The organism is Winogradskya humida, assembly GCF_016862215.1.
Taxonomy (GTDB): Bacteria; Actinomycetota; Actinomycetes; order Mycobacteriales; family Micromonosporaceae; genus Actinoplanes; species Actinoplanes humidus.
Window position 1 is genome coordinate 88,696 of record NZ_BOMN01000101.1, and the last position, 18,953, is coordinate 107,648.

General features: G+C 71.1%; 17 protein-coding genes. 6 read left to right on the forward strand and 11 right to left on the reverse strand.

Annotated features, from left to right (window positions below; translation table 11 throughout):
* Window positions 1-16: 16 nt before the first annotated feature.
* The gene (locus tag Ahu01nite_RS35395; RefSeq protein ID WP_203841075.1) at window positions 17-1,036 is read right to left on the reverse strand and encodes a hypothetical protein; all 1,020 of its coding nucleotides are present in this window, start codon (window positions 1,034-1,036) and stop codon (window positions 17-19) included.
* A 150-nt stretch (window positions 1,037-1,186) separates the two neighbouring features.
* Between Ahu01nite_RS35395 and Ahu01nite_RS35400 the strand changes: the two genes are divergently transcribed.
* From Ahu01nite_RS35400 to Ahu01nite_RS51495, 3 genes are all read left to right on the forward strand, one after another.
* Window positions 1,187-2,020, forward strand: coding sequence for a ricin-type beta-trefoil lectin domain protein (locus Ahu01nite_RS35400; protein WP_203841076.1), 834 nt, complete (start codon window positions 1,187-1,189; stop codon window positions 2,018-2,020).
* A gap of 74 nt (window positions 2,021-2,094) precedes the next feature.
* Complete coding sequence (locus tag Ahu01nite_RS35405; RefSeq protein WP_239159380.1) at window positions 2,095-2,475, forward strand: YccF domain-containing protein; 381 nt, start codon at window positions 2,095-2,097, stop codon at window positions 2,473-2,475.
* 111 nt (window positions 2,476-2,586) lie between these two features.
* Window positions 2,587-4,059 carry a GGDEF domain-containing protein gene (locus tag Ahu01nite_RS51495; RefSeq protein WP_275411803.1) on the forward strand — a complete coding sequence of 491 codons (1,473 nt, stop codon included), beginning with the start codon at window positions 2,587-2,589 and terminating at the stop codon, window positions 4,057-4,059.
* On the opposite strand, the gene Ahu01nite_RS35415 is transcribed toward Ahu01nite_RS51495, so the two are convergent.
* The 3 genes from Ahu01nite_RS35415 to Ahu01nite_RS35425 all read right to left on the reverse strand — a co-directional run bounded on the left by Ahu01nite_RS35415 (window position 4,048) and on the right by Ahu01nite_RS35425 (window position 6,229).
* Window positions 4,048-4,269 (reverse strand): hypothetical protein, encoded by a 222-nt coding sequence (locus Ahu01nite_RS35415; RefSeq protein WP_203841079.1) that lies wholly within the window; start codon window positions 4,267-4,269, stop codon window positions 4,048-4,050. The genes Ahu01nite_RS51495 and Ahu01nite_RS35415 overlap by 12 nt on opposite strands.
* A gap of 285 nt (window positions 4,270-4,554) precedes the next feature.
* A complete protein-coding gene (locus tag Ahu01nite_RS35420; protein ID WP_203841080.1) occupies window positions 4,555-5,346 on the reverse strand; it encodes a GNAT family N-acetyltransferase in 792 nt (263 codons plus the stop codon).
* Window positions 5,347-5,398: 52 nt separating this feature from the next.
* Window positions 5,399-6,229, reverse strand: coding sequence for a phosphotransferase family protein (locus tag Ahu01nite_RS35425; RefSeq protein ID WP_203841081.1), 831 nt, complete (start codon window positions 6,227-6,229; stop codon window positions 5,399-5,401).
* 35 nt (window positions 6,230-6,264) lie between these two features.
* Between Ahu01nite_RS35425 and Ahu01nite_RS35430 the strand changes: the two genes are divergently transcribed.
* A complete protein-coding gene (locus Ahu01nite_RS35430; protein WP_203841082.1) occupies window positions 6,265-6,993 on the forward strand; it encodes a VOC family protein in 729 nt (242 codons plus the stop codon).
* Here Ahu01nite_RS35430 and Ahu01nite_RS35435 read toward each other — a convergent pair.
* From Ahu01nite_RS35435 to Ahu01nite_RS35465, 7 genes are all read right to left on the reverse strand, one after another.
* On the reverse strand, window positions 6,980-7,738 hold the full coding sequence (locus tag Ahu01nite_RS35435) for an SWIM zinc finger family protein (protein WP_239159381.1): 759 nt from the start codon (window positions 7,736-7,738) through the stop codon (window positions 6,980-6,982). The two genes, Ahu01nite_RS35430 and Ahu01nite_RS35435, sit on opposite strands and share 14 nt — an antisense overlap.
* On the reverse strand, window positions 7,731-11,216 hold the full coding sequence (locus tag Ahu01nite_RS35440) for a DEAD/DEAH box helicase (protein ID WP_239159382.1): 3,486 nt from the start codon (window positions 11,214-11,216) through the stop codon (window positions 7,731-7,733). Before Ahu01nite_RS35440 ends, Ahu01nite_RS35435 begins: the two co-directional genes overlap by 8 nt.
* Window positions 11,213-11,671 (reverse strand): DUF5990 family protein, encoded by a 459-nt coding sequence (locus Ahu01nite_RS35445; protein ID WP_239159383.1) that lies wholly within the window; start codon window positions 11,669-11,671, stop codon window positions 11,213-11,215. Before Ahu01nite_RS35445 ends, Ahu01nite_RS35440 begins: the two co-directional genes overlap by 4 nt.
* Before the next feature lie 10 nt (window positions 11,672-11,681).
* A complete protein-coding gene (locus Ahu01nite_RS35450) occupies window positions 11,682-12,959 on the reverse strand; it encodes a putative bifunctional diguanylate cyclase/phosphodiesterase (protein ID WP_307794660.1) in 1,278 nt (425 codons plus the stop codon).
* Between the two features lie 149 nt (window positions 12,960-13,108).
* The gene (locus Ahu01nite_RS35455) at window positions 13,109-14,344 is read right to left on the reverse strand and encodes an ATP-grasp domain-containing protein (RefSeq protein WP_203841084.1); all 1,236 of its coding nucleotides are present in this window, start codon (window positions 14,342-14,344) and stop codon (window positions 13,109-13,111) included.
* A gap of 12 nt (window positions 14,345-14,356) precedes the next feature.
* Window positions 14,357-15,025, reverse strand: coding sequence for an alpha/beta hydrolase (locus tag Ahu01nite_RS35460; protein ID WP_203841085.1), 669 nt, complete (start codon window positions 15,023-15,025; stop codon window positions 14,357-14,359).
* Window positions 15,026-15,049: 24 nt separating this feature from the next.
* Complete coding sequence (locus Ahu01nite_RS35465; protein WP_203841086.1) at window positions 15,050-15,400, reverse strand: STAS domain-containing protein; 351 nt, start codon at window positions 15,398-15,400, stop codon at window positions 15,050-15,052.
* 282 nt (window positions 15,401-15,682) lie between these two features.
* On the opposite strand from Ahu01nite_RS35465, the gene Ahu01nite_RS35470 reads away from it, so the two are divergent.
* Entirely contained in the window at window positions 15,683-17,206 is a 1,524-nt protein-coding gene (locus Ahu01nite_RS35470; protein ID WP_239159384.1) for an amino acid permease, read from the forward strand.
* The gene (locus Ahu01nite_RS35475; RefSeq protein WP_203841087.1) at window positions 17,203-18,087 is read left to right on the forward strand and encodes a universal stress protein; all 885 of its coding nucleotides are present in this window, start codon (window positions 17,203-17,205) and stop codon (window positions 18,085-18,087) included. Before Ahu01nite_RS35470 ends, Ahu01nite_RS35475 begins: the two co-directional genes overlap by 4 nt.
* The last annotated feature ends 866 nt before the right edge of the window (window positions 18,088-18,953 follow it).

Below are 18,953 nucleotides of genomic sequence, written 5' to 3' on the forward strand. Positions count from 1 at the left end.
CGCAACGGCCCTGGGATCAGGGCGCGGTCAGCGGTGCGGTGAGACCGTCCGGGGAGGTACGCGGGGACAGCTTGCTCGCCGCCGGCACGGGGTTCGGGAAGCCCAGCGTCGCGAGCTTGCCGCCGACCTGGTTCTGCGCCTGGCAGTCCTCGGTGCAGGCCGTCGGCGGGTTCGCCACCTCGGTCGCGTCCTCACCGGTGACCATGCCCAGGCGGCCGCCGCTCGCCACGTCCCAGACGCTCGTCGCGCCGCAGTGGTCCTTGGTCTCGGTGAGGCCCAGCGCGTTGGTGAAGTCAGGGCCGCACGACGCCTGCGGGATGCGCGTGGCGACCTGGGCGCTGTCGCGCAGGATCAGCTTCGGGGAGAGGTCGCTGCCGATATTGACGCGCGGGCTGACGCGTACGCACAGGTCGCCGGCCGGACCGGTCTGCTCGCTCGTGCAGCCGGAGCCCAGCCATTTACCCAGGTTGGCGCGGAAGTTGGGGTTGTCGTAGTAGAACGTGCTGTCCGCGAGGGTGTGCACGATCCGGGTGCGGGTGCCGTCGCCGCGGGCCACCTCCATCTGGAAGATGCCGCCCTGCGCGCAGTCCTTCGCCTGGATCTTCATGCTCAGCCCGCTCGTGCCGGTCCGCGAGATCGTCATGTCCTCGTCGCGCAGTTCCAGGCTGATGCCGCTGGTCAGGGCGAGGCCGCGGTGATCGGGGACCTTGCCCGCGTACACCGGGGTGAGCTTGCCGCCGGTCATGTCGCCGGTGCTGGCGGCGCCGGTGAACGCGTAGTCGTAGATGGCGAACGTCGCCGGGTCGATGGTGAACTGCGTGTACTTGCCCTGCACCAGGAAACGGGTGGCGGGCGCGGCGACCGTACCCCGGAACCGGTCCTTCTGGCCGACCTTGCCGAGCACCGCGTAGCTGCCGCCGGTGCAGAACTTGGAGCTGGCCGCCTCCGCGGGGGCTGCCGCGACGACCGCGGCGAGCGGGACGGCCGCGGCGAGCACGGCGAACGCCGCGAGGCTTGTGGAGCGAAGAGTTGACATGCCGGGGACTCTGTCCGGGTTTGCCCTAAGCGCGGGTTAGTTGCAGGTTAAAGCAACCCTAAGGGCGCCCGATCCTGTATTTCCGGCCACTGATCTTGGCCCGCGGATTCGGTACGGTGACGTCCACTCACGGCGGCGCATAGGGCGGTAATGGACGACACCGAAGATCCACTGCTGGTCCGCCCGTACGTCTCCGCGCCCCCGCCGGTCGCCTCGTCCCCCACCTGGCCCGCGTCGCCTCCCGCCCCCGATCTCGCGGAGGCGACCGTTGTCATCCCCCGCGTTCCGCCCGCGGTCCTCCCCCGGCGTCGCCGCCGCTGGGCGCTGCTGATCGCCCTGGTGGTCGCCCTCGCTGCGGCAGGCCTGGTCACAGCCTTCCAACCCCACCCGCACCGTACGCCGCAAGCTTTCGTCGACGTCTCGCTCCCACCGTGGTCCACCGCGGCAACTCCGGCCGGGGTGCCCTCCTCGGTCGCCGCCACCCGTACTTCCCGTGTCCGGACGCGCTCACCTGGTGCTACGCGGCCGTCAGCGTCCCGTGCGTCGTCCTCGTCCCCCACCCCCTCGTCCTCCGCTGCCCCGTCGCCGGAGCCGTCGCCGTCCGTGGTGTCCGCCGTGGCGCGGACCGGGACGATCACCGAGGCCGGCGGCTACTGCCTCGACCTCAACGGCGGCGTGGCGATCGACACCAACCACGTCCAGGTCTTCGACTGCAACGGCACCGCCGCCCAGGTGTGGACCCTCGACACCGACGGCACCCTGCGCGTCAGCGGCAAATGCGCCCAGAGCAGCGACGACACCCGCGTCCGCATCACCACCTGCCGCGGCCAGGACACCACCCTGTGGCGGGTCGAGGGCGCCACCGTCATCAACGTGGCGACCGGCGACTGCCTCACCGACCCCGCCGGCGGCAGCCGCGTCGGCGCCGGCGTCCGCACGAGCGCCTGCAACGGCAGCGGCAACCAGCGCTGGATCCTGCCGTAGCGCCCGCCGGCCCATAGCATTCGCCGGCCCCTTGCATTCGCCGGCCCTAGCACTCGTCGGTCATGCTTGAGGGTGTGCGAACGATCCTCAACATCCTCTGGTTCATCTTCGGCAGCGGGTTCCTGCTCGCGATCGGCTACGGCATCGCGGCGCTGATCTGCTTCGCGCTGATCGTCACGATCCCGTTCGGAATCGCGGCCATGCGCCTGGCGGTGTATTCGCTGTGGCCGTTCGGGCGCACGGTGGTGAGCCGCCCCAGCGCCGGGGTCGCCTCCGGCATCGCCAACGTCCTGTGGGTCGTGCTCGCGGGGTGGTGGCTGGCGCTCACCCACATCACCGCCGGGATCGCGCTGTGCGTGACGGTCATCGGGATCCCGTTCGGAATCGCCAACTTCAAGCTCGTACCCGTGGCATTCTGGCCTCTCGGACGAGAGATCGTCGAGCTTGACGGGTAGGCCGTGGCCTCGCCGTGATCGACAGGACACGGCCTGAGCGGTCGCCGCGCGTGTATGGTGGCTTTCCCTTCACCGGGCCGGGCCGAGACCGATAGGCAGCGCATGCCACGTGTGCCACCCCTGCTAGTGCCGGCGTACGCCGCTGCCGCGGGCGTGCCCGCAGCGGTCGCCCCCGGCAGTGCCGTGGCGCATTTCTCCTACCTGATCTGCTTCACCAGCCTCGTCGCACTCGGCTGGGCGCGACTGCGCACGATCACCGGCCCCGTCCGCAGCGGCTACGCGTACGTCATCGGGGCGCTCACCGTCTGGGTCGTCGGTGACCTGTTGTCCGACGTGCTGACGTGGCTGCTGGGGCCGATGGGGGACGTGCAACCCTCCGATGTGCTCTGGGTCAGCGGTTATCCGCTGCTCGCGATCGGCCTGATCAGACTGGTCCGGGTGCGGGCCCCCGGCAACCTGCGCGAAGGCATGCTCGACGCGCTCGCGATGGCCACGGTGATGGCGTGGCTGTGCTGGCAGTTCCTGATCCTGCCGGCCGCCGAGCACCAGCAACTCTCCCTGGCGATCGTGTTCGGCGCCTTCTACCCGCTCGGCGACGTCGTCCTGTTCGCCGTGGTCGCCATCCTCGTCCTGGCCCCCGGCTCGAAACACGGCCCGACCCGCTACCTGGTCGCCGCCCTCACCGTGACGATGGTCGGCGACGTCTGCATCTCCATGCTCCCGGCCCTGGTCCCGGAGCTGTCCCGCGCCGTGCAGGCCGAACGCCTCGACGGCGTCCTGCTCGTGGCCAACAGCTTCTTCGTGGCCGCGCTCGTGCACCCCCGCGCCGACCGCATCGAGCCCGACACCGAGCACGAGGACCGCCTGCACCCCGCCCGGGTCGTCTTCCTCGGCATCTCCCTGGTGGCCCTGCCGATGTTCGCCGGACTGCAGACCTTCGACAGCGTCCTGAGCCGCGTCTCGCTGCTCGTGTCGATCGCCCTGCTCACGTCGCTGATCCTGGTGCGTTTCGTCCTGGTCGTCCGCGGCCAGGAGGACATCCGCGCCGTCCTGGCCCACCAGAACCGCCACGACCAGCTCACCGGCCTGGCCAACCGCCAGGCCCTGCGGACCGCCCTCGAAACGTCGCTCTCAGGCGCCCACGCCTACGGCCCGGTCATCTTCTACCTGGACCTGAACGGTTTCAAACAGATCAACGACCGCCACGGCCACGCCGCCGGCGACTTCGTCCTCATCGAATTCGCCCAGCGCCTGCGCGCCTCCCTGCGCCCCGGCGACGTCGCAGCCCGCTTCGGCGGCGACGAATTCGTCGTCCTCGCCTGCGACGTCAAAACCCCCGCCGACGCCCACGCCATCGCCACCCGCCTCCGCAACCTCGTCACCGACCCGGTCTGCCGCGCCGGCGACTCCTACCCCCTCGGCGTCAGCATCGGCGTCGCCGCCGCAGGCGACTTCCCCACCCCCGACACCGACACCCTCCTAGCCGCCGCCGACGCCAGCATGTACACCGAAAAGCACCAGCACCGCCAGGAATCAGCCCCGCTGCCCGCCCCGGGCGAACTCCTCGAACGCTCAGCCACCTGACCGCACCGGCTTCAGCTTCAGAACGTCCTCACGCAACTCCCGCTCAGCAATCGGCAACCGCGCCCAGATCGCGGCCGCAGCAAGCAGGTTGACAGCGGCGTGCGGCCCGCACACCACGTCGGTGGTCAGCGCGCCGCGGTGAAGCCGATCGAGGAAATCGCGGGCCGCGGCCGCAGCGTCCGCGGCGTGTGCGCTGACGCCGACCCGCACCGGCCGACCAGGGCCGGTTTCCCTCCCCGGCGCGGGCCTTACCCAGGTCCTCCCAGCGGTCCGGCACGGGGATGGCCATCGGCGCTTCCAGCAGCAGCGCGACCTGGTCACCCCGGGCGAGAGCAGCCACCACCGCGTCGACCGCCGTCGCAGGGTCGATACCGCCACCGACCGGTTCAGCCGCACGCGTGTCCAACGCAACCCAGGCGAAGCGTGACGGCGGACGAACCGAGCCGACATCTACCGCGACAACGCACACGCCCATGACCGAAGATCCCACCCCGGTTACTTCGGTGGTGTCCAGTGGTAGTGGGTTGAGGTGGTGATTTTGTGGAAGCCGAGGCGGCGCAGGATGGGGGCGCTGGCCGGGGAGGCGTCGACGTGGAGGAGGGGGACACCGCGGGTGACGGCGTCCTGGGCGCGGGCGGCGATCATCGCGCGGTAGATGCCTCGGCCTCGCCATTCGGGCAGGGTGGTGCCGCCGAGGAGGGCGGCGAAGTCGGTGCCCGGGTAGTACAGGGTCCAGGCGGAGCAGGCGATGCGGTCACCGGCCTCGGCGATCAGGATGGTGATCTGGGCGGGGTCGGCCGAGACCTGGGACAGGAGCATGTCCTCGACCCAGGACAGGTCGGCGTTCCACACCTCGCTCTGGTGGCCGGCGATGCGGCGCAGGTCCTCGGCTTCGTGGACCTGTCGCAGCACGATACCGCCGGGCAGGACGGGCTCGGTGGCCAGCTCGCCGGCGAAACCGAGCAGGACCGTGGAGGGTTCGTCCGGCACGAAACCGGCCGCGACGAGCCGCTCGGGGAGGTCCGCGGGCAGGTCGTGGCCCCGGAGCTTCCATTCGACGCCCTGGCCGCGGGCCTGGAAGTAGTCCCGCTGGCGGGTGATCAGGCGGTCGAGGCCGGCGCCGGTGACGCCGAGGTCGCGTGGCGGCCGGATCCTTCCCATGTGGCCGCCGACGATCCGGACGACCGGGCCGTCGTGCTCGTAGGTCACGCCGGCCGGGAGGGTGCCACCGGGCGGCATGCGCATCTGCGAGTCGTAGGCGGCCAGGAGAGCAGCGGTATCCACCATGGTCCCAATATGACAGTCAGGGACACTTTGAGGGTCAGGGACACTTTGAGGGTCAGGGCAGGAGCCGCGTCCACTGTCCGGGGGCCGCGGTGAAGAACCGCATGATGGAGAACAGGCGTGCGTAAGGGGTTGCGGTCCAGTGCCGCCTCCCGGGCGCGGGCACGGGGTGGGCGAGCCGTCCCAGGGCCCAGTGCAGGTGGTGCCAGAGGACGCGAGCGGGCCAGTCGCCCAGGTCGGAGGTGCCGAGGTAGCCGTGCAGCGCCTGGTCCGCCGCCGGCAGCGGGAGTTTCGCGAAGTCGATGGCGGGGTCGGCGAGGCAGGCGTCACCCCAGTCCACGAAACCGGTGAAACGCCCGTCGGGGCCGGCCATGAGGTTCTGGTCCGCGACGTCGCCGTGGAGCAGGACGGGTGGCAGGGGCGGGCGGCGGAGTCTGCCGAACCAGGCGGTCAGCCAGGACGCGGTCGCCGGGTCGATGAGCCCATCGGTGGCGTACGCGCTGACAAGCCGGACAGGATCGTCCGGGGTGGACGCCCGGAGGCCAGGCACGGCGGTGACGGTGTGCAGGGCGGCCAGCCCTTCGCCCACCGCTTCGTAGAACCCGGACGCGACGGGGGCGGTCACGGCGTCAGCGCCGGGAATCCGCGTGACGACCATGTAGTCGCCCGCGTACTCGACGATCGGCGACGTCGGGACGCCTGCGGCTACGGCGTACGGGATGACAAGCGCCTCGCGTGCCAGATCGGTGGCGGCCGCGGTGTCCCGGGGTATGCGGAGGATGAGCGAGTCGCCGAGCGCGTAACAGCGGTTGGCGTCGCCGCCCGGGATCGCGCGGACCAGGAGGGCGTACCGCAGACCGATGGCGTCGGCGGAGGGGTTGGGCATCGGGGCGATCGTAACGGCCCGTTACGATCGCCGGCATGGCGACGCGGCTGGTGCAGATCAACATGAAGGCCCGGGACGATGCCGCGCTGGGCCGTTTCTGGGCTGCGGCGCTCGGCTGGGAGGTCTCCAGCGAGGGGCCCGGCGTGACCAACCTCGAGCCCGCGGGCTTCGTCTATCCCGACCCCGTCGCCGTCGTCGTGGACATCATCGTCTCGCCGGAGCCCAAGACGGTGAAGAACCGCGTGCACCTCGACCTCGCCACCACGTCGGCGGCCCATCAGGCGGAGACGGTCGCGCGGTTGACGGGGCTCGGGGCGACGCTCGCCGACGTGGGTCAGGGTGATGTCCCGTGGACGGTCATGGCCGACCCGGAGGGCAACGAGTTCTGCGTGCTGGACTCGATGTACGAGCAGACCGGCCCGATCGCCTCCGTCGTGGTCGACTGCGCGGACCCGCGGGAGATGGCCCGGTTCTGGGGCGAGGCCACGGACTGGACCGTGCACAAGGTGACCGATGTCAGCGCCGTGCTGCGCTCCGCCAAGGGCGTCGGGCCGTATCTGCAGTTCCTCCGCTCGCCCGACGTGAAGACCGGGTGGAACCGCGTCCACCTCGACGTCCGCCCCTACCCGGCTGACGACCTGGAGGCCGAGGCTGCCCGGCTGAGGGGTCTCGGCGCCACCCCCGTCGACCTGGGCCAGGACATCACGTGGAAGGTCCTGACCGACCCCGAGGGCAATGAGTTCTGCCTGCTCACTCCGGGCTGAATCGCTCAGGGCTGACCGGCGGGAGTGCCTGGTACGCCGGTCGCAGGAGCTCGGCGAGCGGCACACCCCCGTACCGCAGCGGTGGGGTGTCGATCTGGTCGAGGAGCAGGTCGGGGCGGGCCGGGCGCAGGGGGGACGGCGACGGCGCGGTGGGCGTACCCATGTCCCAGAAGTTTGAGATGTCCCCGAGACCGGGAGCGGTCGGCTCGGGCTCGACCACCGCGGGTTGTGCTGTCGCGCGGAGCTGGGTGAGGCGGGTGAGCAGCTCGTCGCGGCCGCGGCCCCGCCAGGTGAAGGTCCCGAACGGGTCGGTCTCGAAGGAATCGGCGAGGGCGTAGACGGTGGCGGCGAGGTGGATGCAGGGCATGGGCCAGCGTTCGCAGGCGCAGTCCATGGCGACCTCGGCGAGCGAGAGCGGGAGCAGGGTGAGCCCGGCGCGGCGGAAGACGGCGTCGATGCCGGTGGGCATGCGACCGGCGAGCAGGTCGGCGACGTAACGGGCCTCGGCGGCCAGGTCGTCCTCGATGCCGGCCCATTCGGCGGCGCCGAACGCGCGGACGGCGATGCGGGACCGGAACGCGCGGGGGTCGTCGGGGCCGCGGACCTGGGCGACGACGAGGCTGCCGGAGATGCTGAGGCTGCGTACGTGCCCGGCGCGGGCGTCGCGGCGGCCGCGGGCGAACGTCGGGGCCATGCGCAGGGCCTCGAACATCGCCACGAACGACGCGGAGAACGACTCAGTCACCGACGGCCTCCGGGGCGAGCCGGGCGAGGTCGAGCAGCTCGTCGCTGGACAGCGTGGTCAGCCAGCCCTCGCCGTTGCCGACGACGCGCTCGGCGAGCACGCCCTTGTCCGCGAGGAGCCGGTCGATGCGCTCCTCGAGGGTGCCGAGGCAGACGAGCGTGTGGACCTGCACGTCGCGGTCCTGCCCGATCCGGTACGCCCGGTCGGTCGCCTGCGCCTCGGTCGCCGGGTTCCACCACCGGTCGACGTGGACGACGTGGTTCGCCGCCGTCAGGTTCAGCCCCGTGCCACCGGCCTTGAGCGACAGCACGAAGATCCCCGGCCGGCGGTCGGCCTGGAAGTCGGCGACCATCGTGTCCCGCGCCCCGCGTGGCGTCCCGCCGTGCAGATACCGGACCGGCACCCCGAACCGCGCGGCGAGATGCGGCACCAGCATCGTCCCGAACCGCGCGAACTGGGTGAAGCACAGCGTGCTCTCCCCCTCCGCCAACGCCGCGTCGAGGATCTCCTCGAGGCGTTCGAGTTTCCCGGACCGCCCCGCGAGCGGCGAACCGTCCCCGAGCAGCTGCGCGGGATGGTTGCAGACCTGTTTGAGCTTCGTCATCGCGGCCAGCACGTACCCCTTGCGCCGGGTCTCGTTGTCCTGCTTCATCCGCAGCAGCATGTCGTCGAGCACCGCCCGGTAGAGCGTGGCCTGCTCGGTGGTCAGCCCGCACAGGTGCCGGGTCAGCCGCTTCGCGGGCAGGTCGTCGATCACGCTCGGATCGGACTTCACCCGCCGCAGCAGGAACGGGCGGGTGGCCTGCCGCAGCCGGGCGGCAGCGTCCTCGTCGGCATACCGTTCGATGGGTACGGCGTACCGGCTGCGGAACGTGTGCGCGCTGCCCAGCAGCCCCGGGTTGAGGAAGTCGAGAATGGACCACATCTCGGCGAGCCGGTTCTCGACGGGCGTACCCGTCAGCGCGATCCGGGACCGCGCCGGGAAGCGGCGGACGGCCCTGGCGGTGCCGCTCGCGCTGTTCTTGATGTGCTGCGCCTCGTCGAGCACCACCCGGTCCCAGCCGACCCGCGCCAGCTCATCCGCGTCGAGCGTCGCGGTCGCATAGGTGGTCAGCACCACGTCGGCCCCGTCCGCGAGCTCGCCGGGATCGGCCCGGTCAGCCCCGTGCAGCACCCGCACCCGCAGCGACGGCGCGAACCGCGCAGCCTCCCGCTGCCAGTTCCCCAGCACCGACAGCGGACAGATCAACAGCGTCGGCCCCCGCCGGCTCCCGAGCAGCAAGGCCAGCAACTGCACGGTCTTGCCCAGCCCCATGTCATCCGCGAGCAGCGCCCCCAGCCCCAGACCATCCAGGAACGACAACCAGGAATAACCCCTCATCTGGTACGCCCGGAGCACGCCGGCGAGTTCCGACGGCGCCTCGAGCAGCTCGAGGCGTTCCCCAAGCCGCCCGCCCAGCAGGTCAGCCACCCACCCCCGCCCCCGGACCTCGGTCACGGGCAGCGGCACCTCCTCGGGCGGCATCAACCGGACCAGCCGCAACGCATCCCCGGCGGTCATCGTCCCGCCGCCCCGCTTCAGGAACTCCAGCCCCGTCCGCAGCCGCTGGGCGTCGAGATACACCCACCGCCCCCGCAACCGCACCAACGGAACCTTCACCCGCGCCAGCTCCGCCAGCTCGTCGTCGGTCAGCACCTTCCCGCCGAGCGCCAGCCCCCAGTCGTACCCGACCAGCGTCGCCAGATTGGTCGTCTCGTCCCGCAGCACATGCGCCGCGGCCTCCCGGCTCCGGACCTCCAGCGCCAGCCCGAACCGCAACGGCTCCCGCCACCACTTCGGCAGCAGCACCCCGAACCCCGCCTGCTCCAGCACCTCCGCATGCCCCAGGAACCGGTACGCCCCCTCGGTATCCAGCACCAGCTCAGCCGGCCGCGCCACCCGCAACGCCGCCTCGAGCTCCCCGAACACCCGAGCCGCCTGCCCCAGCCCCGCGATCAACCGATCCTGCGGCCGCTGCGTCCACCGCCGCAACGGCGCGATCGCGTCCTGCCAGACCTCGGTCGCGCTGACCAGCAGACTCGGCTCCTCCAGCGGCTGCAGCAGAAACTCCAGCAACCACGCGTCCTCAGGCCCTGCCTCCGGCGCCGGCGCGGTGTCATGGGCGGTGGTCGCGTCGGGCTCATCGGGCTCGACCTCATGCAGATGGCTAAGCCGGAACACCACCCGCACCACGGACCCACTGCTCGCCTCGGCATGCCACTCATCCAGCGCCTCAGCCAGAATGTCCAGCTCACCCGGCTTCGCCCGCCACGCATCCACCGCGCCCGCGGTCGGCGCAGCCTCGGCAGCGGCCGCGGTATTGCCGGGTGTCGCAGTGTTGCCAGTAGCCGCGGCATTGCCAGTAGCAGCGGCAGCGGCAGGGGCAGTAGCAGCGGCAGGGGCAGGGGCAGGGGCAGTAGCAGCGGCAGTAGCAGCGGCAGGGGCAGTAGCAGCGGCAGGGGCAGTGGCCTCAGCAGCCGCGCTGTCGGCGGCAGGGGCAGCGTTGGTGGCGGCAGGGGCAGCGTTGGTGGCGGCAGGGGCAGCGTTGGTGGCGGCAGGGGCAGGGGCGGCGTTGCCGTCGTCGGTGGTGAGGGCGGTGAGCCAGGGGGCGCCGGTGAGGGTGATGCCGGCTTCGGCGAGGCGGGTGCGGACGAGGCCGTCGACGAGGCGGTGCAGGGCTGCGTGGAGGGCGTCGGCGGCGGGGAGGCCGTCGACGTCCCCGGGCCGGGCTCGTTCGGCGCGGCAGGCGGGGGGCATGCGCTCGACCAGGGCGGCGTGCCGGGCCGCGTCGGGTCCCGTCAGCACCGGCCGCCAGAACCCCCGCGCGCCCTCCGCGCGTGACCGTCCCCGCGGCTCGCCCGGCCGCACCCCCGGCAGCACCCGCCCCCGCGCCACCAGATCAGCGGCGAACGCGCACACCTCAGCCAGATAACCCACGGACGCAGCAGCCCGCGCCCCGAACTCGTCAGCCAGATCCTCGGTCACGAACGGCACCACCACCGCGGGCACCACCCACGGCCGCAGCTTCGGCACCCCCCGCCGAGCCGCCAGCCCCAGCCCCGGCGACGGCAACGGCCCCGCCGACGTCGACGGCAGCAACACCGTCGACGCCCGCAACTCCCCGACCGTGCTCACTCCCCGCGCCGTCACACCCCCCGGCACGAACGCGAACGGGTGCTCCCCCCGACGCACGCCCGCGCCAGGAGGCACGCCGTCGCCGCTCGCAGCCGAGCCGGAAGCGGAGACCAGGCCGGAAGCGGAGACCGAGCCGGAGCCGGAAGCAGACGCCGGGGCGGAGCTGCCCTCTTCCGGCGGGACGGCACGGGACGCGAGCGGGACGGCACGCACCCGGAGTGGATCGGATGCGGAGGCGGGGTCGGTCTCGCCCCAGAGGGCTAGGGATCCGTCGCGGGCGATGAACCCGTGCAGCACCGTCATCCGAGGCTCCAGACGAGGTCCGGCGCGCGCACGCGGGCGCACCTCGGCCCGCCCTCGGCGTCGGTGAGCCCGATCCGCCCGACCAGCAGCAGATCGCCGTCATGCGCGGCCCGCAGCACCGCGGTGGGGATGTCGCCGAAGAACAGCTTGGCCCGCCGGAACATCGCGAACGCGTCCCCGTCGACGGAACCCCAGCTCAGGTACAGGAAGCGCGCCCCCGGCCGCCCGTGCACGAACGGCCCGCCGACGTCGAGCAGGTCGTCGACCTCGCGGCTCGTGACCTCGAACTCCCAGGTCACGGCGTCGGCGAAGGCAGAGACCCGGTCGACGACGTCGGTGACCCGGCCGGGCCCGGTCCGCTGCACGCCGACGTGCACGTTCCTGAGGCGCAGGGCATCGGCTGCCGCGCCGCCACGACGCCCTGGCAGGTCGCTGCCCTCGATCCGGATCCGCACGCCCTGAACCTTAGGCCGACCCTCCGACATTTCCGGTACGGCCCTCGGCGGCCGAGGCCACGAACGTGCGCGCGACGTCGGCGGCGGGCAGCGGTTCGGCGTACAGATAGCCCTGGCCTTTGTCGCAGCCGAGGGATTGCAGCTCGGCGGCCTGGGCGGGGGTTTCGATGCCTTCGGCGACCGTGGTGAGGGTGAGGGCCCTGGCCAGATGGATGATCGCCTCGGTGACGGCCGCGCCGCCGGGGGTGCCGTTGAGCTCGGCGACGAAGCTGCGGTCGATCTTGAGGATGTCGACCGGGAGGCGGGTGAGGTACTGCAGGGAGGAGTAGCCGGTGCCGAAGTCGTCGATGGCGATGCGGATGCCGTGGGTGCGCAGGGTGCGGAGGGCGCCGATGACGGTTTCGCCGTCGACGCTGGCGGATTCGGTGATCTCCAGGATGAGGTCGCGGGGGTCGCGGCCGGTGCGGTGCAGGACGGCGAGGATGTCGTGGACGACGGTGGGTTCGCGCAGCTGGCGGGGGGAGATGTTGACGCTGGTGGGGAACGGCTGGGCGGCGGCCTCGGCGAGGACCCAGAGGCCGATGCGGGCGATGGCTCCGGAGCGTTCCGCGATCGGGATGAAGCGGTCCGGCGGGATCGGGCCCCGGGTGGGGTGCTGCCAGCGCAGGAGGGCTTCGGCGGCGACCGGGCGGGCGTCGGCGAGGGTGACGATGGGCTGGTAGAGGACGTGGAGTTCGCCGCGGTCCAGGGCGTGGTCGAGGTCCTCGGAGAGCAGGGCGTCGTCGGCGCGGCGGTCGGTCAGGGACGGGTCGTGGACGACGCAGCCGTGGCTGCCGGCCCGTTTGCTGTGGTACACGGCGACGTCGGCGCGGCGGGTGAGTTCCTGGGGTGGTTCGCCGTCGACGGCGACGGCCACGCCGATGCTGGCCCGGACGGGGACGAGGTCGTCGCCGATCGGGACGGGGTGCGCGGCGGTGACGGCGAGGATCCGGTCGGCGACCGCGCGGGCCTGGCCGGCGTCGGAGACCCCGCGGAGCAGGACGGCGAACTCGTCGTCGCCGATCCGGGCTGCGAGGTCTCCGGCGCGGACAGCGTCGCGGAGTTCGGCCGCGAAGTGTCTCAGGACCGTGTGGCCGGCCGCGTGCCCGTACGCGTCGTTGATGAGTTTGAAGCCGTCCAGGTCGATGAGCAGCAACGCCATCGGCTCGCGTTGCCGCGCCGCCCGTTCGGTGCGGTGTTCCAGCCCGAGCCGGTTGGCGAGGCCGGTCAGCGGGTCCGAGACGGGCAGGTAGACCGCCCAGACCGGTGGGGTGGCGCGGGCGGCGTGGGCCGGCCCCGCGGGTCCCCCCGACCGAGATCATCGGGGCGGCCGGAGCAGACATGATCGACCCATCAGACCACGGCCCCGGCGCCCCGGCCCGGGGTTTGCCGAAGAGCTCAGGCGTGGTCGCGCAGCCACGCGTCGATCAGGCCGCGGAAGTGGGCGAGGAAGCGTTCGTGCTCGTCCGGCGGGTAGGTGGCGCGGACCGTCTGGTCGAGCAGGGTGCCGAATTCCGGTGAGCTGACCCAGTCGTGGACCATCTCGTCGACGTGGGAGAGGTGCTTCTCGCAGAATTCCTCGTACCGGTCGACCTCGAAGTAGTCGTCGGCCAGCCGGCGGTATCCGGCGAGCTTCTGCGCGTACGAGAGGGAAGGGTCGTCGGCGATCTGGAAATAGGGGGTGGTGTCCATGTCGAGGCGGGGGCGGCGGCCGGTCACCACGCAGTAGACCGTCCAGCGCAGCAGGGCCGCCATCGCCCACGGGAAGTAGTAGTGCAACGAGGTGACCGCGACATCGGGGCACGCGTTCGCGTAGTCGATCGGGTGGACCTCGTCGCCTTTGACGAGCGATTCACAGGAGTTGAATTCCCACCGGAAGAACGCGTTGACGAGTCGCGAGATGGTGACCACTTCGTCCCCCGTGGAGGGGCTCAGGAAATCGTGCTCCACGGCGTAGCGGTCGTACATGGGGAGTTCGGGCCGGAACTTCATGACCATGGTCTCCGGGCCGATCGTCAGGGAGCGGGCGAAGACGTCGTAGTCCTCCACCGCGGCCTGCAGATGCATGAGCCGCTCCCCGGACGCGTCATACGCGGCGTGCAGTTCGTCGACGTTGCGGATCTTCGAGACGCCGACCCAGGCGCCGCCGTCGTACGGTTTCATGAACATCGGATAGCCCACCGACTCGGCGAGCGCCTCCAGGTCGAAATGCTGGTTGTACCGCCCCGACGTATACGCCCAGCGCGAGTTGTCGAGCGGGTTCTTGAACGGCACCAGCACCGTTTCGGGCACCTTGAGCCCGAGCCTCATCATTGCGCAGTAGGCGGCGTGCTTCTCCATCGACTGGAACGTGAACGGGCTGTTCAGCAGGTAGACGTCGTCCATCAGCGCGGCTTTCTTGAGCCATTCGCGCGGGTGGTAGTACCAGTAGGCGAGCCGGTCGATGACCAGGTCGTGGCGGGGTTTGTCGCGCAGGTTGAACGGCTCGATCGTCACCCTTACCGAATCGATCCTATGGGTACGCCCGGAGCCGTCCGTTATCGTCCCCACCCGCCGCAGCAGCGCCTCATAGGCGCGCGGCCAGTCGTCCTCGGTTCCCAGCAGCAATCCGATGGTGTGCTCGACGTCGGCCACGGGTCTCCTCCTCTAGGAAAACACCTTGTGCAGCAGCGCGCTCAGGTGCGGATCGAGCGCGGCACGCCAGGCGGGCCAGTCGTGACCGCCCCGCACCTCGGCATGGTCCACCTCGTATCCCTGACGCGCCAGGGCTTGCGCCATGGCCCGGTTGTTGGCCAGGTTCTCCTCCACCCTGCCGCAGGTGAGCGCGATCGGCACGCCGGGACCATCGGCGGCCCGTTCCACCCGGCCGGTGAACCGCACGATGCGCAGCCAGCGCCGGAAATCGGATTCCTGCCGGTCGAACCGGGGCTGGAAGAAGCTGCCCGACTGCAGGACCAGGCCGGCGAACCGTTCGGGGTGGCGGCGTTGCGCGTGCAGCATGGCGAGGGCGCCGAGGCTCGCCCCGACCCCGACGACCGGCCGGTCCGTGCCGAGGGCGGCCGCCAGCTGCGGGAGGGCTTCACGAGCCAGTGCTTTCGCGTACGCCGGACTGGCCGAATACCACTCCAGCCGATCGGCGGCGGGGAGCAGCACCACGTGGGCGCCGGGTATCAGCGTCGAGATCGCGGCGCGGTGCTCGTACTCATCGCCGTCATGAACGACGACCACCCGGTCCGTCGGCACCCGGGGTGACCACACGCGGGCATCGACCCTGGCTCGCAGCGCGGACAGCGTCAGCGGGACGTCTCGCCACATTGATGCAGACTAGATCGATGCAGACTAGGGGGTGTACGACTGCGGGCCCGTCGGGTGCTGGGGCAGGCCGAACATCTCGGTCAGGCCGGTGATGCGCAGCTGGTGGTGGACGAACTCGCTGGGGTTGCGCAGCAGGAACCGTGTGCCGGTCTCGCGGGCGGCGTTGTACCCCGCGACCAGCGCGCCGACGCCCATCGAGTCCATGAAGGTGACATAGGTGAGGTCGACGATCATCATCGTCGGGCGCTGCCCGTGCAGTGTGCTGACCAGGGCGTTGCGCAACGCGTCCACGGTCGCGGCGTCGAGCATGCCGCGCACGTCGACCACGATGGCGCCGTCGTCCTGACGCCGGGTGGTCATCACGGCCTCGCCCATGGAATCTTCCGCCCCATCCGCTGTCTCGCCCGTGGGTTCACGGTACAACGCCGTCCTGCCACCTCGCAGGCTGCCGCACCAATCCGTGACCAGGGCGGACTGTCAGTCCGCCCCGGTCTCACGAGGACGTCCGCCAGCTGTGACGGGGATGTCACCCACCGCACGCGGCCAACGGCAACCCGGGCGGTGAAGATTCCCGCATCCCGCAGATCATCTTGCGGCTCTCCCAGGTGAACGCCACGGTGAAACCGATGGTCACCGATATTGCGACGGAGGGTGAGCATGACGACGAGCTCGAGCCGGAAACCGGGGATCTTCGCGATCCGCGACGTCCGAACCTTGATCACCGAGACCACTGAGGAGGGGCAGGGTCTCAAGAAGTCCGTCAGCGCCCTGCAACTGACCGCCATGGGCGTCGGCGCCATCATCGGCACCGGCATCTTCGTGGTCATCGGCGAGGGAGCCGGGGTCGCCGGGCCCGCGGTCATCCTGTCGTTCGTGCTCGCCGCGGTGGCCTGCGCGTTCTCCGCTCTGTCCTACGCCGAGCTGGCGTCGTCGATCCCGGTGTCGGGCAGCGCATACACGTACACCTACGCCACCCTGGGTGAGATCGTCGCCTGGATCATCGGCTGGGACCTGATCCTGGAGTACGGCGTGAGCGTCGCCGCCATCGCGGTCGGCTGGGGCGGCAACCTCAACGCGTTCCTCGACGCCGCGTTCGGGGTCAGCCTGCCGGACGCCATCGCGAAGTCACCCGAGGACGGCGGCATCTTCAACCTGCCGGCCGTGTTCGTGGTGCTGGCGATCACCCTGCTGCTCGTACGCGGCGTCACCGAGAGCGCGCGGGTCAACCTCGTGATGGTCGCGGTGAAGCTGTCCGTGCTGGTGTTCTTCATCGCCGTGGCACTGTTCAACTTCGGCACCGGCAACTTCCACAACTTCGCCCCGAGCGGCGTCGACGGCGTCACCTCCGCCGCGGCGATCATCTTCTTCGCGTACATCGGCTTCGACGCCGTCTCCACCGGCAGCGAGGAAGCCCGCAACCCCGCCAAGGACCTGCCGCTGGCGATCATCGGGTCGCTGGTCATCTGCACGATCTTCTACGTGCTGACCGCGGTCGGCGCGATCGGCATCGCCAGCCCCGAGCAGCTCGAGAGCAGCGACGCGCCCCTGGCCGCGGCCCTCGACGAGGGCGCCGGGATCAGCTGGGCGGCCGGGATCCTGTCGCTGGGCGCGGTCGTCGCCATCACCAGCGTCGTCCTGGTCATCATGTACGGCCAGACGCGCATCTTCTTCGCCATGTGCCGCGACGGGCTGCTCCCCCAGCGCTTCGCCAAGGTCAATCCGCGGTACGGCACCCCCGCCCGGCTCACGATCGGCCTCGGCATCCTCATCGCGATCCTGGCCGCGCTGGTCCCGCTCTCCGAGATCGTCAAACTCGTCAACATCGGTACGCTGTTCGCGTTCATCCTGGTCAACGTCGGCGTGATCATCCTTCGCCGGACCCGTCCCGAGATGCCCCGGCCGTACCGTGTGCCGTGGTCGCCGTTCCTGCCGATCGTCGGCGTCCTCTTCGCGATCTACCTGATGAGCGACCTGCCGCTCTCCACCTGGATCCGGTTCGTGGTCTGGCTCGTCATCGGCCTGGCCATCTACTTCCTGTACGGCTACCGCAACTCCAAGCTCCGCAAGGACCACGCCGCCGGCATCACTTCACCGCCGCCGTCCTACCCGCCGGCATCGGCCCCGCCGCCGCCGTCCTCCTCGCCGGACGCGGGTGGCACCACGGGCGGTGATCCGTCGTGACGGCGCCGGTGATCGTCGGCGTCGACGGCGGTGACTCCGGCCGCGACGCCCTGGTCCTCGGCCAGTGGACGGCAACGGTCCTGGACGCCCCGCTGGTGGTCGCGGTCGTCCACCCGGCACCCGCGGCGCTCGGCTCGGGCCGCGTCGACGCGGAGTGGATCGCCTCCCGGCACGAGGCGGCCCAATCCGTCCTCGACGGCGCCCGCGCCGTCCTCACCGGCCTGTCAGGTAATGCCCCCGGCCTGGGCGTGGAGTACCGGACCGCGGCGTCGACATCGGCCGCGCACGGCCTGCACGACCTGGCCGAGGAGCTGAGCGCGCAGACGATCGTGGTCGGCTCGGGCCGGGCGGGCCCCCGCCACCGCCTCTTCGCCGGCAGCACCGCCGACCGCCTCCTGGCCGGCAGCATCTGCCCGATCGCCGTGGCACCCGCCGGCATGCAACGCCCACCCGGCACCCTCGGCCGCATCGGCGTGGCCTACGTCGACACCCTCGACGGCCGCGCCGCCCTGGACACGGCAGCCTCCCTGGCCTCCCGGACCAGGACCCCCCTGCGCCTCTACACGGTCGTCGCCGACGCCGACGCCACCCTGCCGTTCCTGGTCGGCCAGGACGCCGAACACGCCTTCCGCGACACCGCCCGCGAAACCTACGAACTGTCACTCACCCGAGCCGCCTCCTCCGTCCGCGAAACCACCGCCGACTGGGAGATCCGCACCGGCGACGTCGTCGACCAGCTCGCCGAACTCGACGACATCGACGTCCTCTTCTGCGGCTCCCGAGGCTACGGCCCCACCCGCCGTGTCCTCCTCGGCGGCGTCTCCACCCGCCTCGTCCGCCGAGCCCGCCGCCCCGTCGTCATCGTCCCCCGCAGCGGCTGACCACCCAGCCCCCGGCCGGGCCTGCCCCGATCCCCTCGCAAGGGCGGGGCAGCCGGCCCGGGTATCTCCCTCGGCCCCCACGGCTCGGTCACTTCTTCCGTCGAGGCGCCGGAGGCTTCCCTGTCAGTAGAATCGTTACCACCGTCAGCGTGCCTGCACCTGCCGTCACCGCCCCGTACGGAGCCGCACTGGAGGCTATGAAGTACGCAGAGACGGCAAGCGAACCGCCGAACAGCATGACAGCGGACATGAGCAGGGTCGTCCAGGCGGCGACCGATCGCCATGGTCAGCCGCTCCATCCGGTCCGCCATGCGTACGGCCGCAAAATTCAGTGAACTCTCGCGACTGAGTGGCAGATTGAACCGGTAGGCGAAGCGAGCGCGACGGACCCGGGCGTCGAATGAGGCTGCCCTGACCCTACGACCGAATGATCTGATCCCCCCGGCCAAATGCGGGCTTGCGCCACCCGTCTCACGGACTGCGAGCAAAGCCGCGTTAAGACCACGTCCCTCGCGGATCATGTCCCCGATTTCAACAGCCAGGAGTGGATGGCATGCATCCACGGCCTCGTTCTCCAGCGACACGAGTTTGTCGATATGTGCCGAGAGGATCGAGCTCAAGGTGGGTGGATCCGGCGGCGGAGGCCCCCATGCATACTCTTTCTCCGGAGCACGGGAGGAACCGGAGGCAGCGAGCCGCTGCAGAGACCGCGGTGCTGATCCGTTCGTCGGCTCGGGCCGCCTGGGCCGTCGGCGTTGGGCTGTCATCTCGTCAGTGTGTGCTCGGAGAAGCCGTGGTGCAGTTCGGGACGGCTTGCTTGACGGGGCACTGGTCTCACCCGCCCAGCCGGGAATCCGTCTAGGTCA

Excerpts from the sequence above, each read along its gene's own strand:
- Ahu01nite_RS35395 (WP_203841075.1), bottom strand. The coding sequence starts at position 1,036 with ATGTCAACTCTTCGCTCCACAAGCCTCGCGGCGTTCGCCGTGCTCGCC.
- Ahu01nite_RS35430 (WP_203841082.1), top strand. The coding sequence starts at position 6,265 with ATGGCGACGCGGCTGGTGCAGATCAACATGAAGGCCCGGGACGATGCC.
- Ahu01nite_RS35465 (WP_203841086.1), bottom strand. The coding sequence starts at position 15,400 with ATGGGCGAGGCCGTGATGACCACCCGGCGTCAGGACGACGGCGCCATC.
- Ahu01nite_RS35400 (WP_203841076.1), top strand. The coding sequence starts at position 1,187 with ATGGACGACACCGAAGATCCACTGCTGGTCCGCCCGTACGTCTCCGCG.
- Ahu01nite_RS35425 (WP_203841081.1), bottom strand. The coding sequence starts at position 6,229 with ATGCCCAACCCCTCCGCCGACGCCATCGGTCTGCGGTACGCCCTCCTG.
- Ahu01nite_RS35460 (WP_203841085.1), bottom strand. The coding sequence starts at position 15,025 with ATGTGGCGAGACGTCCCGCTGACGCTGTCCGCGCTGCGAGCCAGGGTC.
- Ahu01nite_RS35440 (WP_239159382.1), bottom strand. The coding sequence starts at position 11,216 with ATGACGGTGCTGCACGGGTTCATCGCCCGCGACGGATCCCTAGCCCTC.
- Ahu01nite_RS35420 (WP_203841080.1), bottom strand. The coding sequence starts at position 5,346 with ATGGTGGATACCGCTGCTCTCCTGGCCGCCTACGACTCGCAGATGCGC.
- Ahu01nite_RS35470 (WP_239159384.1), top strand. The coding sequence starts at position 15,683 with ATGACGACGAGCTCGAGCCGGAAACCGGGGATCTTCGCGATCCGCGAC.